The following is a 13,889-nucleotide window of genomic DNA, read 5'->3' on the forward strand; positions in this document are numbered from 1 at the left end:
CGCTAATTGTGACTTCAGCTCTTTTTTAAAGCTATTCAAATAATTCATTAACAACATCATCTATTCCATAGAAGCAAGTATCTACTAGCTTCTCACCATCACTAGCTTTAATTTCACTTATCATACTAAGTAGATGTTTTAATAAAATAGTATTCTTGTCCACGTCCTCTTTCATTTTTCTAACAGTTTTATTAGTTGAAGAAATCGCATCCATTATTTCTTTGTTATCTACAGTTCTCATTTTTTCATTCCTCCTTAATTTTTATTTAATTAACATTCTGAAGTACTAAATATTGTCATGAGAAAGATAAAATTTTAACAATGTCGGCTATTAAAACTCATAATTTATGCTTTACGAATATTAAATCTTTTTTCCCATTCTTCCATCAATGATTGTCTAAAGTCTGGATGTGCAATATTAATAAGTGCCTGACCTCTTTCTTTTAAGGTTTTTCCTCTAAGGTTAGCTACACCATATTCAGTTACTATATATTCAACATCATTTCTTGAAGTGGTTACTGCAGAACCCTCAGCTAGAGTTGGTACTATTCTTGAGATTTTCCCATTAGACGCAGTAGATGGCATAGCTATTATAGATTTACCATCCCTAGCCATATCAGCACCTCTTACAAAGTCTACCTGGCCTCCAACTGCACTAAATTGCTTTAAACCTATTGTATCAGCCACAACTTGTCCCAAAAAATCTACCTGTAAAGCTGAATTTATACATACCATTTTAGAATTTTGTGCAATAACTGTTGGATTATTTACATAGTCTACTGAATACATTTCCACCATTGGATTATTATCTAGAAAGTCATATAATCTCTTAGTACCCATAGCAAAAGTAATTACTACCTTATCCTTATGTAAGGTTTTTCTTTTGTTTGTGATTACACCAGCTTCTACAAGTTCAACAACTCCATCAGAAATCATTTCAGAATGAATACCTAAATCTTTTTTATCTTTTAAAAATAGAAGTACAGCGTCTGGAATTGCACCTATTCCAAGTTGTAGGGTAGAGCCATCCTCTATTAGAGAAGCACAATTCCTACCAATAGCCTTTTCTACTTCTCCTATTTTGGGTAGCTGTAATTCTGGAAGAGGGTAGGAGGTTTCAACTATAAAATCAATATCCGAAACATGAATAAAGGAATCACCTAAGGTTCTGGGCATTTTATCATTAACTTCTGCAATAACTAATTTTGCTGATTCAGCGGCTGGTTTTGTATAATCATTGGATACACCAAAGCTGCAAAAGCCGTTTGCATCAGGGGTGCTTACTTTGATAAGAGCAACATCAACGGGTAAATATTTATCTCTAAAAAGTTTAGGTATATTTTGAAAAAAACAAGGTGTGTAATCTGCATCTCCTTCTTTTACAGCGTTTCTTGTACAAGGACCTACAAATAATGAATTAAGTTTAAAGTTAGGTTTCATTTCAGGTTTAAGATATTCCCCTTTTCCTAAAGTAAGCATTTGAATAAGCTCAACATTCTCATACTTTTCTTTATTGGTTACTAAAGCGTGTACCAATTCCATAGGTTCACCTACAGCATGTCCTAAAACAACCCTATCATTAGATTTTATCATAGCTACTGCCGCTTCAGCGGTTACTAGTTTACTTTCATATATTTCTTTCCAATTCATAAGTTTTCACTCCCCCTAGTATTTTGTAAACTTTTGAAATAACAATATATTTTTTCTTTTGATTAATTTAATAATTGGTAAAGGATCCTTTTCGAACTAACTCGTTAAACATTTAACAACTATGTTAATAATATAACAATTAAAAAGGAAAATCAAGCATATTTTCAGAAAATTTAAAAAAAAGATTTGTATGATAAATTATTAGAGCAAATTATCATGTAAAAGCTATATTTAGGTAGGTAGTATGGAGTATTTAAAACAATCAATATTCAAATCAATCATATTAATTAACAATAGCAATGTAGTAGATTTTTATTTATAATAAATATAATGCAAAAATCATATTACAAAAGAAGTAGAAAATTAGATGAGGAGTTATTAGATGAAATATTACTTAGCACCAATGGAAGGAATTACTGGATACATATATAGAAATGCTTATGTGAAGTTTTTTAATAATATTGATAAATATTTTGCACCTTTTATAGTACCTAATCAGAGCAGGAGTTTAAAAACTAAGGAATTAAGAGACATTTTGCCTGAGAATAATAATGGAATAAATATAGTGCCGCAAATTTTAACAAATGATTCAGAAGGGTTTATTTCTACGTCTAGAAAGCTACAGCAATTAGGTTATAGTGAGATAAATTTAAATCTAGGATGTCCATCTGGAACAGTAGTTTCAAAAAACAGAGGGTCAGGATTTCTAGCTCATAGAGAAATATTAGATGTGTTTTTAGATGAAATATTTAAAATGGATGATATAAAGATTTCTATAAAAACTAGAATAGGGAAGGATAGTCCAGAAGAATTTTCAGAATTATTAAGGATTTATAACAAATATCCTTTAGAAGAATTAATTATTCATCCAAGAATACAGAAAGACTTTTATGGTAATAAACCTAATTTAGAAGTATTTAAAGATGCACTAGCTTTAAGCAAGAATCCCATATGCTATAACGGAGATATTTTTACATCCGAAGATCATAATGAATTGGTACAAGCCTTTCCAGAAGTGAATACAGTAATGCTAGGAAGAGGGATACTTGCAAATCCCGGGCTTATGAATATAATCAGAAATAAAGCAAGTATAGATAAAAAAGTATTAAAGGAATTTCATGATGAAGTATTTAATAAATACATAGAATTATTTAATGAAGAGAAAAATGCTATATTTAGAATGAAAGAATTATGGGGATATATGATTTACATATTTTCTGATAATAAAAAATATGCTAAAAAAATAAAGAAAGCACAAAAGCTTAGTGATTATAATGCTGCAATTTCAAGTTTGTTTGCGGAGCAGGAGATTATTGAAGGAGCAGGTTTATTTTATAATAAGTAATAAAAAAAACTATAGAAAACCCAGGATATTTTTATCCTGGGTTTTAATTAAATTATTTTCCGCTATCACCATAGTTTGATAATACTCTAGCACTAGGATCGTTAACGTTACAGCCTTCCCATTCTTTGTTTGGCATCCAGTAATCAACTATCATTTCTGCTTGTCCTGGATAGTATTTTTCAAAGATTTCTCTATATAGTAAGGATTCTTTTGTAAATGGAGCAGCATGATATTTATACTCTTCACATTTTCTTTCAAAATCTCTATCACTATATTGTGCTTCAGCGTATTCTTTTAAATAGTCTACCATAGAGTGTCCTACAGCATCACTAAATGCAGCTTTTTCACGATATAAAATATTGTTTGGAAGATAGTCACCTTCAAAAGCATGTCTTAAAAGATATTTTCCCATGTTGTATGTGTTTAATTTTTTTTCTGGATCTATAGCCATAACATATTTTACAAAATCTAAATCACCAAATGGTACTCTTGCCTCTAAAGAGTTTGAAGCTATACAACGATCTGCACGAAGTACATCATACATAAATAGTTCCCTAATTCTCTTTTGTGATTCCTTTTGGAATTCTGCTGCACTTGGAGCAAAATCTGTATATTTATATCCAAATAATTCATCAGAAATTTCACCAGTTAGAAGTACTCTAACATCGGAAATTTCATGTATTTTCTTACAAATTAAATACATTCCCATACTAGCTCTTATTGTTGTAATATCAAAGGTTCCTAGAATTTTAATAACCTCATCAAGTGATTCAAGAACTTCTTCTTTTGTCATATAAACAACAGTATGATCACTGCCAATATAATCAGCAACTTCTTTTGCATATTTTAAGTCAATTGCATCTTCTGCCATTCCTATAGCAAAAGTTTTAATTGGTTTTTCAGGGTACATTTTTTGAGCAATTGAACAAACTAATGAACTATCTAGTCCACCACTTAACAAGAATCCTACAGAAGCATCAGCATCCATACGTTTTTCTACAGCAGCTACCAATCTGTCATGGATTCCTTTGCAAATAACTTCTAAATCATCAGTGCAGTAATCCCCTTCTACTTTTGCGATATCAGAGTAGCAAGTAAATTGACCATCCGCATAATAGTGTCCTGGTGGGAATGGCATAATTTTATCAGTAAGACCTACTAAATTTTTTGCCTCGCTTGCAAACATGATTTTACCTGATTCAGAATAGCCATAGAATAGAGGTCGAATTCCAATTGGATCTCTTGCTGCAATAAAAGTATCCTTTTCCCCATCGTATATAACAGCTGCGTATTCTGCATCTAGTTTTGCAAACATATCTAATCCATATTCTAGGTACATTGGAAGTAATATTTCGCAATCACTATCAGAAATAAACTTGTGACCCTTTGCTATTAGCTCTTCTTTCAATTTACGGAATCCATAAATTTCTCCATTACAGATAGATGCATCTCTTTTTCTTGTGAATGGTTGCATTCCGCTAAAACTTAAATCCATAATAGCAAGTCTTTGAAATCCTAAAATACCAGAAGGTAAGGTAAGTATTTCTGTCATATCTGGTCCTCTTAGTTCAGTTCTCTGTAAAGCCTCAGCAAATTTTTCATGTTTCATGTCTGTTCCTGTATAACACATAATTGTACACATATAAATAGCCCTCCTACGTATATAAAAATAGCGTCAAATCGTCTTATAAATAATAGGACGAATTGACGCTTATCCGCGGTGCCACCTAAATTACCATTTTGGTCTCTCTTACCAGCTACTACTGGTGCCCAAATAACGCATGGATTACGGCGCGCCTACTTTATCAAAAATATTCTAAGAATACTTTATTGATATTTCAGTTTGCAGCTACGGAGTGTTATTCAAAAAAACTCTGCCACTGGGTTCACACCATCCCCAGTTCACTGTTGGTGAATATTTTTTTTACTTCTCTCCATCATTGCTTTTTCTTGGATTAATTTTAAACTGATTTGATATCTTTTGTCAATACTTTTTTTATTATTAATAAATATTGTAATGCAAAAGAGATAAATTATTATTATAATAAGTAAAGTAATATAAAATTAATACTATTTAATGGAGAACAGAAATGGATTTTATAGCGATAGATTTTGAAACAGCAAATGAAAAAAGAAGTAGTGCATGCTCAATTGGTATTGCTGTAGTGAAAAATGGACATGTAGTAGAAAGAATACATCACTTAATAAGACCTATGGAAATGAGGTTTATGCCTATTAATATCGGAATTCATGGAATAAGACCAGGAATGGTTGAGAATGAACCTGAATTTGACGAAGTATGGGAAAAAATTAAACATTATTTTCATGACAATTTAGTAATAGCACATAATGCCTCTTTTGATATATCAGTCTTAAGAAAATGTGCAGAGCTTTATAATATAGAACTTCCTAGTTTCGAATACATTTGTACAATGAAGCTTGCTAGGAACTTTTATAAAAGCATAGAAAATGCAAGGCTTAATACTGTAAATAATTTTTTGGGATATGAGTTTAAGCACCATGACGCTCTATATGATGCTCTTGCTTGTAGTAATATACTACTTAACATATCACAGGAATTAGAATGTACAGATATTAATGAAATTTCTACACTAATAGGAGTATCGATTGGAAAAGTAGAAGGGGATATATATAAGCCATCTTCAACTAAAGGTAGGGTAGCTAAAACCTCTAATAGAATCTATTATCTTAAAAAAGATAATGTATTGGATAGATTACAATTAGACGCATATAAAAATGAAGTAGTAGTGTTTACAGGAAAGCTATCTTCTATGTCTAGAGATGAAGCCATGAGTTTGGTTAGAAAGCTGGGAGGTAGTACAGGAAGTTCTGTTACTAAAAATACAACAATTTTAGTAACTAATACTAAGGATATAAAAGCCATGCGTAGAGAAGAAATGAGTAATAAACTCAAAAAAGCAACAGATTTGAATGCAAAAGGGCATAGCATAAAATTTTTAAGTGAAGAGGAATTTCTAGGTATCGATAATAGAATTTAAGATTAGTATTTATTTAATTCCTAATATAGCCTAAGAAAATCATAATGATGAATTTTCTTAGGCTATTAATATCTTAAAATGACTATACTTTATAGCATACAGATGCTTGAGTATCTAAAATACTTCCAATAAATTTAGCAACCTCAAGATGTGCTGGATGAGACAGATATACATCAAGGGCTTCTAAAGATTCAAATTTAGTAATAAGAATTAAATCATAGTTACTTTGTCCAGGGCGGATATTTACTTCTACTTGTATATCCATTAGAACTTCTATTTTCCCTCTCATACTTAAAAGTACTTCTTGAGTTCTCCTAATGGTATCTTCCTCCCTATTCTTTAATTTTAATAATAAATTATTAACAATCATATTTACCCCCTATAATATTTAATAATGAAATGTTAAATGGTTCTTATTATTCCGCCATCAATAATATGTTCACAGCCTGTAATATATGAAGCTCTATCTGATACTAAGAAAGCAACAAGTTCAGCTACTTCTTCAGGTTTTGCAGGACGACCAAGTGGTATACCACCAAGAGCATCCATTAATTCTTGGCGAGCACTAATATAATCACATTTTGAATTTTCAGCCATTCTTTCGATAAGGCGTTCGGCAGCTTTTGTTTCTGTAAAACCAGGAGCAACTGTATTTACACGCACCCCATCTGAGCCAAACTGTGTAGCTAAGTTTTTACTGTAGTTAGTTAATGCAGCTTTTGCAGCTGAATAGGCCATAGTCATCTTGTCAGGAAGTTTACGCTGGATGGATGAGATATGAATTATAACTCCTTTTTGCTCTTCAATCATGGATGGTAAAAATCCACGGTCTAGACGTACTGAGGAAAATAGATTTTGATTAAGGGTTTGAAGCCAATCTTCATCGCTTAATGATAGAGCACCCTCAGTTGAAGAGGAAGATCCACTAAGTTCTTTACTAATATCAAATTGTGAGAAATCATTCATAATTAAATCTCATTTACTTAGTTTATTTATATTACTAACTAAGTATAAAAAATTAAACCTGACTACAATGGGTCAAGTTTAATAAATATATTTAGAGATCAGTATATTAAGACGCCTCGCCATTTCATCTCGTATATTTTGGGGTTCAATTACTTCTAACATAGTACCAAAAGATAAGAGATAGTTATAAAGCCATTCACCTTCTGGCATTTGACTAATTACAGTATAAGAACCATCTTCATTTTTTATAATTTCTTTTTCTTGAAATTCATCATATACACGGTAAGCACCTTCAGAAGAAAATTTCAAATTAATATTAATGTTCTTGGTATGAAAATCCCCAGAAGATTTATGTGAAAGCTCATGTGAATCAGTGTGGGTACAAGATTTTTCTGTAATAAAGACATTAGCCATACGTATTATTTTAAAAGTTCTAACTGAATTTTTTTCAAGGCAATATCCTATAAGATACCAAGCTTTATCTTTGAAGAGTAGCTTAAAAGGCTCAACATTTCGATTGCTTTTTTCTCCTATAGAGTTAAAGTAAGAAAAGTTAATTACTCTCTTTTCAAGTATTGAACTTTTTAGGAGATTAAAAATGTCTTTCTGTTTCTCATAATTTCCCCAATTAGAGAAATCTACTTCAATCCAATTGATATTGCTTTTATTAAAGAAGCTGCTTAATTTTGAGAGGGTATCCTTGAGTTCAGGATATCCAGTAGCAGATAAGCTTTGAAGAGCAATAAGAATTTTATCTTGTTCTAATTGGGATAGTAGAGATTTATTCAATACATAGTTATCAATAAGTGAAATTCCACCACCTTTGCCTTGAGTTGAATAAACAGGTATTCCAGCTTCAGATAGTGCATCAATATCTCTATAAATTGTTCGTACGGAAACTTCAAAATGATCAGCTAATTCTCTTGCAGTTATGGATTTCTTTTCTAACAGGATATATATTATTTGAAATAATCTACTAATTTGCATTTTATCAATCACCTCATATACAAGTATACATAATATAATATGACAACGCTATGTCATGTTATATTAATAGTAAATATTCAATAGCATTTTAAGCATGATTTTCAAAAATAATGGTATTGGCATTTAAGCTATTAGATGGTAAAATTCAGTTAGGAGTTCAAAAGATGTTTTATAAATAGAACTCCCTCAAGAAAATTTAACGTAGATATTTTTAATATTAAAGTGAAAGCGATTTCGGAAATCTTTAATTAAGTCAATCTAAACAAAAATTTGGAGGAATAAAAATGAGTGTACACATTAATGCAAAAGAAGGTCAAATAGCAGAAACTATATTATTGCCAGGAGATCCTTTAAGAGCTAAATTTATAGCAGAAAACTTTTTAGAAGATGTAATATGCTATAACGAAGTAAGAGGAATGTATGGTTATACAGGAACATATAAAGGAAAGAAAGTTTCTGTTCAAGGAACAGGTATGGGTATACCATCAATTTCTATATATGCAAATGAATTAATTCAAAGTTATGGTGTTAAAAATCTAATTAGAGTTGGAACTTGTGGCTCTTATAAAGAAGAAGTTAAGGTAAGAGATTTAGTAATTGCAATGGCAGCATCTACTGATTCTAATATCAATAGAATTAGATTTAATGGTATAGATTTTGCTCCAACAGCTAGTTTTAAATTATTAAAAAAATCTTATGACATAGCTGTAGAAAAAGGGTTTGATCCAAAAGTAGGAAACGTGTTTAGTACTGATACTTTTTATAATGATAATCCTGAAGCATGGAAGAAATGGGCTAGTTTTGGATGCTTAGCAGTAGAAATGGAAGCTGCAGCTCTTTATACTATCGCAGCAAAATATAATGTAGATGCATTAGCATTATTAACTGTAAGTGATTCTCTAGTAACTAGTGAGGAAACGTCAGCAGAAGAAAGACAAAATACCTTTACTAGAATGATAGAAGTTGCATTAGAAACTGCTATCACACTTTAAAGAAATATCACTAAAATGACATTAATTAGATACAACTAATATACAATTAATGTACAAATAAAAAACATCTCCTTATTATGATTAATTCATAATGAATATAGGGGATGTTTTTTTATGAAGATAATTAAAATTTAAAAGGATATTTGCCTCATAAATTTAATAGATTGGAAGGTGATCCTTTGATTAAGAAACAAAAGATTTATAGAAAAAGAAAAAAGAGAAGACGACTAAGAAAATTTATTATTAGTCTACTCATAATAATTCTTAGTGTACTATGTTTTATTTTATATAAACAAAACAAGCAATTAAAAACAAAACAAGTACAAGCGCTGGCATCAAATAAAAAACCAGAAATTAGTGATAATAAAAATTTAGAAAATGATATAGGTTTAACTAATAATGAAATTAAAAGGGAAGTAAAGCAAGATTCAAATAGTTATGATGCTGCAAAAATACAAGATTACTTATCAAAAAATAAAAAAATTAATGATGGTGAGAAAATTGCTTTTTTAACTTTCGATGATGGACCATCTACCACCGTTACTCCAACAATTCTAAATATACTAAAACAGAATAATGTTAAGGCAACTTTTTTTGTAATCGGAAAGCAGGTAGATGAAAATGAAAATACTAAAGGAATACTTAAAGACATTTATAATCAAGGACATGCTATAGCAAATCATACATATTCTCATAATTATACCAAGCTTTATCCAAGTGGAATTGTCAATGTACAAGCATTTGTGGAAGAAATAGAAAAAAATAACAAAGCACTAAAAGATGTATTAGGAGAAGACTTTCAAAGTAGAGTAATAAGATTTCCAGGTGGACATGCATCCTGGAAAGGTGTAGAGAAATTAGACGAAGAGTTAGATAAGAAAGGGTATAAATATATAGATTGGAATGCTCTTATAGGAGATGCAGAAGGAATTACTAGAACAAAAGAGCAATATATTAGTAGATATAGTGAAACTTTTAATGGACAAGAAAAAGTAGTTATACTAATGCATGATACATATGGAAAGAAGAGTACAGCAGATGTACTTCAATACATAATTACAGATTTAAAAAATAAAGGATATGAATTTAAAACGTTGAAATAAAGTAGATAATATTGTAGAAAGAACTATTATAAGATATAATGTTCGAGAAAAATATAACTTAGATTATGGATGGATAGAATCACATGAAGAATTTAAAGATAAATGAATTAATTAAAATTGGACTACCTGTAACCCTACTGTATGCTATTTTAAGAGTAGTAGGAATTGGCTGTCCTATCAAATTTCTAACAGGTATTTCATGTGCAGGATGTGGAATGACTAGAGCATGGATTAGAGTTATTCATTTAGATTTTAAAGGAGCATTTTACTATCATCCGTTATTTTTTTTACCTCCAATATATCTTCTGTTATTTCTATTTAGAGATAAGATATCAAAAAAGATTTTTGTTATTTTAATAGCAATTGGAGTAGCATTATTTATAACAGTATATGTATTTAGACTTGTTAATCCGGATGGTATTGTTATTGATATAAATATTAAAAATGGTTTTATTTATAAGTTTATAAAAATTATAATAAGCGGGAAATAGATATATGAAAAGATGACTAATGTTTAGGATTCATTAGTCATCTTTTATTTAGGATAGAATTTCTAATACCTCTACTGTATAGCTTCCTCCTGGAGCATTGACTTCAACTATATCTTGAGCTTTATGGCCAGTTAAAGCTTTGCCTAAATCAGATTCAATACTTATTAGCATGTTCTCAGGATCTAGGTCCATTGTAGTTACTAATGTTATGATCTCTTCATCATCATCTTCAATAAATTTTATTCTAGCTTTACTATTAATTCCTAGGACTGATTTATCAGGACCATTATCATCGATTATTGTTGCAGTTGAAATCATAGTCATTAAATATTGAATTCTATTATCATTTTCTCTGTAATTTCTGCAAGCTTCTTTATATTCTGCATTTTCAGATCTATCACCATGAGCAGCAGCTACTAATTTTTCTTTAGCTATTTCGGCTCTTTTTACTGTCATTCTATATTCTAATTCATCTCTTAATTTCTTCATATTTTCTTCTGTAAGTAAATTATTCATAGAAAATTCCCCCTAATATATGTTATAGGGTTTTTGATAGGAAACTTAACTTATTCTTGTTTGAAAATGTTGGTTTCTGGACATTTTCAGGCATGAATAAGTTAATAGTTGAACTTAAAACCCTATATGTTACTATTATATATTATATATAAAAAAATAAAAGTTACTTAATAAATAATATGTAGAAAAAATAGCTTGGATAATCCATCCAAGCTATTTTGAACTAAAAAGATTATCTTAATTTAACAACTATATTTGCTTTACGGCTGTCATCAGTTTGATCAATTACATTCACTTTAATTCCAAACTGAGGTAATAGAAGACCTGAATCAGGGTTCTCTTTAGTAATATAAGTGTCTTTATCCAAAAAATCTGGATGTTTTGAATCTGAATCATCTCTTAGAGTAAGAGGTTGTCCAGGAGTACTATAATCTATAAGCATTTTTGAATCTTTGTTTGTTGAGAAGGTAGCATCATGCACTTGATATCTTGTTTCTGCAATAGAACCGTCACTCCATTTTAATATTTTTTGGTCAGCATCTACAACGCCTAAGAATCCATGACCAGGATGGTCTGCAACTATATTATCGCTATATAATTCATCAGCATACCATACCAATAGTCCAGGTTCATAATTCATAAGGCTTAATCCACGTTTAATATCCTGAAGACCTTTGTCAACACCTGAATGATTTCTTAATTCAAGTAAATAGTATTGGTCTGTTAGTTTTTTACCATCATTTTTACTGAAACCATCAAATGTAAAGTTAGAAGTACCTTCAGCATTATCAAAGAATGATACCTTTCCATTAACATTAAGAGTTATATCATCTATATAGAAGCCTGCCATTTCTGCAGCAACATCAGTCCAATAGTTTATTTTTAATTTTATCTTTTTGCCAGCGTATTGATTAAGACTAAAGTTTGCATCAATCCATCCATTAGATTTGCCTGTAATACCATTTCCAGGATTTTGTTCATTTGGATTAGTAGTTGTAGTGATATTTCCAGGAATGCTTGTCCAAGTATTTGTGCCATCTTCTTGTACTAAGATAGAGCCATAATCCCAATCTTGTTCAATATCATACCAAGTCTTAAAGTTAAAATCAGCAGTTGTTGCATTTGTTAGGTCTATACTAGTTGTCATAGAATTATTTAAATCATTTCCTTTTCCACTAAAGTATAGGTAGCTTCCACTGTATGGAGTTGTGATTGTTGTAGCCTTCTTTGGAAGCGTAACTTTGACAAAATCATTATTCTCAGCCTTTATACTAGAAGCATCTAAAGTATATTCCTTACCTTTAGTAGTAAGCTCGGATAAATCAACTGAATTTCCATGAGCCCAATTTCCACCATAGGTTTTTTGAAAATACTGTTTTGCATATGGACTGAAACCTACAGGTTCAGTTCCAGGTACTTTTCCAGCCCAACTACCACTAGACATAATGGACCAATAGCCTATTGGTTCACCTTTTCCAGAATAATTTATGTCATATTCATCAGGTAGACCTAAATCATGACCAAATTCATGGCAAAATACACCGGCAGCTCCGTCTTCGGGCATTGTTGTATAAGGATATGCTGACATATCTGTACCAGGAATTTTAAATGGAACAGCAGAGCCGTTAACTATATCATAAACTTTTGAACTATGTGACCATATTGCATTATCCCCTAAAGCTCCACCACCAGCTTCTTGTCCCATACCAGAGTGAATTACCATTAGATGATCGATTATACCATCGGGCTCATTAAGATCTCCATCTCCATCTAAGTCATAAGGGTCTTTTAAGTCATAATCATCAAGATTTGCATCTTTAGAAGCATCAACTAAGGCTTCTTTTATGAGGTCACGAATTTTTACATTATTGCTAGTTGCACTATCTGCACCATAATAAGCTGCTGGCTGACTAGCTTTATACCAACCATAAACATTTCCTTCAATATCATAACTTTTACCAGACTGTTGATCATAGTATTGTTTTAAAGAAACAAAATTTTCACCATTAGGACCAGCATATCCTTTACTTCCGAATATCATGTCTTGATAATGAGTTTTGCTGTAATCTTTATAATACATATCAGTATCATTAGAAGTCAATGTATTATGTGGTAAATCAGGAAATTCTATTAATAGAACAAGAGCCTTATCTTTAGTAACACTTCCATCCCAGGAAGTTTGAGGATCATTTTTCTTTTTCTTTTTATCAGAAGTCTTTTGTAATTTTCCATTTTTAATTGCCTCTTTTCCATAGGTCTTTAAGCCCTGAAGTGATTTAGAATCTAATTGTGAAGGATTATTGTTAGATGTAGCTTCTTTTTTCGATAAATAATCCTTAAGAATTTTATTCGCCTCTTCAGTGGTTGCATTACTTGGAATTGTTCCTTTTTTCTTTAGCATAGCCAATAATTTATCATCATTAGCTATAGCTAGGTCACCATCTTTCTCTATGCTTGCTATAGCTTCAGAATCTTGAGGTACTGTATTTGATGTAAATTGGTTAATGTTTAGAGTACCTGTTGTACTTAAAGTTACTACTGCAGCTGTCACTAATCCGATGATTTTTGATTTTAGCAAAATAAATTACCCCCTTTTTTTAATTTGTTAATTTATATTGTAAAGTCTAAACACATTACTTAATAAATTTACCATAAATTACATAATATGTAAAATGACTTTTTAAGATTTAGCCATTATAAACAAAACTTAATTAAAAAAAGTGCATTTTTTATTTATAATTATTAGATTCTTATTTAATTACACAAATTACTAGTGAATTTTCTTAGGAACTTATTTGACGATTAGCTATTGAAATAGT

General features: G+C 30.5%; 13 protein-coding genes and 1 other annotated feature. Of the genes, 5 read left to right on the plus strand and 8 right to left on the minus strand.

Features of this window, described 5'->3' with window-relative positions; translation table 11 throughout:
• Nucleotides 1–31: 31 nt before the first annotated feature.
• Complete coding sequence (locus tag JK634_RS13400; protein ID WP_202768184.1) at nt 32–241, minus strand: hypothetical protein; 210 nt, start codon at nt 239–241, stop codon at nt 32–34.
• A gap of 104 nt (nt 242–345) precedes the next feature.
• Nucleotides 346–1,650 (minus strand): acetyl-CoA hydrolase/transferase family protein, encoded by a 1,305-nt coding sequence (locus tag JK634_RS13405; RefSeq protein WP_202768185.1) that lies wholly within the window; start codon nt 1,648–1,650, stop codon nt 346–348.
• Between the two features lie 382 nt (nt 1,651–2,032).
• Here JK634_RS13405 and JK634_RS13410 point away from each other — a divergent pair, with 382 nt between their 5' ends.
• Nucleotides 2,033–2,995 carry a tRNA dihydrouridine synthase gene (locus tag JK634_RS13410; protein ID WP_202768186.1) on the plus strand — a complete coding sequence of 321 codons (963 nt, stop codon included), beginning with the start codon at nt 2,033–2,035 and terminating at the stop codon, nt 2,993–2,995.
• A gap of 52 nt (nt 2,996–3,047) precedes the next feature.
• On the opposite strand, the gene asnB is transcribed toward JK634_RS13410, so the two are convergent.
• On the minus strand, nt 3,048–4,637 hold the full coding sequence (asnB, locus tag JK634_RS13415) for an asparagine synthase B (RefSeq protein ID WP_202768187.1): 1,590 nt from the start codon (nt 4,635–4,637) through the stop codon (nt 3,048–3,050).
• 50 nt (nt 4,638–4,687) lie between these two features.
• Nucleotides 4,688–4,945 (minus strand) — a binding site (T-box leader).
• A gap of 140 nt (nt 4,946–5,085) precedes the next feature.
• Between asnB and JK634_RS13420 the strand changes: the two genes are divergently transcribed.
• On the plus strand, nt 5,086–6,015 hold the full coding sequence (locus tag JK634_RS13420) for an exonuclease domain-containing protein (protein ID WP_202768188.1): 930 nt from the start codon (nt 5,086–5,088) through the stop codon (nt 6,013–6,015).
• An 82-nt stretch (nt 6,016–6,097) separates the two neighbouring features.
• Here JK634_RS13420 and JK634_RS13425 read toward each other — a convergent pair whose 3' ends face one another.
• From JK634_RS13425 to JK634_RS13435, 3 genes are all read right to left on the minus strand, one after another.
• Nucleotides 6,098–6,385: a Dabb family protein gene (locus JK634_RS13425; protein ID WP_202768189.1), complete on the minus strand. Its 288-nt coding sequence runs from the start codon at nt 6,383–6,385 to the stop codon at nt 6,098–6,100.
• 32 nt (nt 6,386–6,417) lie between these two features.
• The gene (locus tag JK634_RS13430; protein WP_243425616.1) at nt 6,418–6,981 is read right to left on the minus strand and encodes an oxidoreductase; all 564 of its coding nucleotides are present in this window, start codon (nt 6,979–6,981) and stop codon (nt 6,418–6,420) included.
• A 78-nt stretch (nt 6,982–7,059) separates the two neighbouring features.
• A complete protein-coding gene (locus JK634_RS13435; protein WP_202768190.1) occupies nt 7,060–7,968 on the minus strand; it encodes a helix-turn-helix transcriptional regulator in 909 nt (302 codons plus the stop codon).
• 284 nt (nt 7,969–8,252) lie between these two features.
• Between JK634_RS13435 and deoD the strand changes: the two genes are divergently transcribed.
• The 3 genes from deoD to JK634_RS13450 all read left to right on the plus strand — a co-directional run bounded on the left by deoD (nt 8,253) and on the right by JK634_RS13450 (nt 10,554).
• Nucleotides 8,253–8,960 carry a purine-nucleoside phosphorylase gene (deoD, locus tag JK634_RS13440; RefSeq protein ID WP_202768191.1) on the plus strand — a complete coding sequence of 236 codons (708 nt, stop codon included), beginning with the start codon at nt 8,253–8,255 and terminating at the stop codon, nt 8,958–8,960.
• Between the two features lie 179 nt (nt 8,961–9,139).
• Nucleotides 9,140–10,063: a polysaccharide deacetylase family protein gene (locus tag JK634_RS13445; protein ID WP_202768192.1), complete on the plus strand. Its 924-nt coding sequence runs from the start codon at nt 9,140–9,142 to the stop codon at nt 10,061–10,063.
• An 83-nt stretch (nt 10,064–10,146) separates the two neighbouring features.
• Entirely contained in the window at nt 10,147–10,554 is a 408-nt protein-coding gene (locus JK634_RS13450; protein WP_202768193.1) for a DUF2752 domain-containing protein, read from the plus strand.
• Between the two features lie 48 nt (nt 10,555–10,602).
• On the opposite strand, the gene JK634_RS13455 is transcribed toward JK634_RS13450, so the two are convergent.
• Nucleotides 10,603–11,070, minus strand: coding sequence for a GreA/GreB family elongation factor (locus JK634_RS13455; protein ID WP_202768194.1), 468 nt, complete (start codon nt 11,068–11,070; stop codon nt 10,603–10,605).
• A 232-nt stretch (nt 11,071–11,302) separates the two neighbouring features.
• Complete coding sequence (locus tag JK634_RS13460) at nt 11,303–13,648, minus strand: immune inhibitor A domain-containing protein (protein ID WP_202768195.1); 2,346 nt, start codon at nt 13,646–13,648, stop codon at nt 11,303–11,305.
• Between the last annotated feature and the right edge of the window lie 241 nt (nt 13,649–13,889).

The organism is Clostridium paridis, from assembly GCF_016765615.1.
Classification (GTDB): Bacteria; Bacillota; Clostridia; order Clostridiales; family Clostridiaceae; genus Clostridium_T; species Clostridium_T paridis.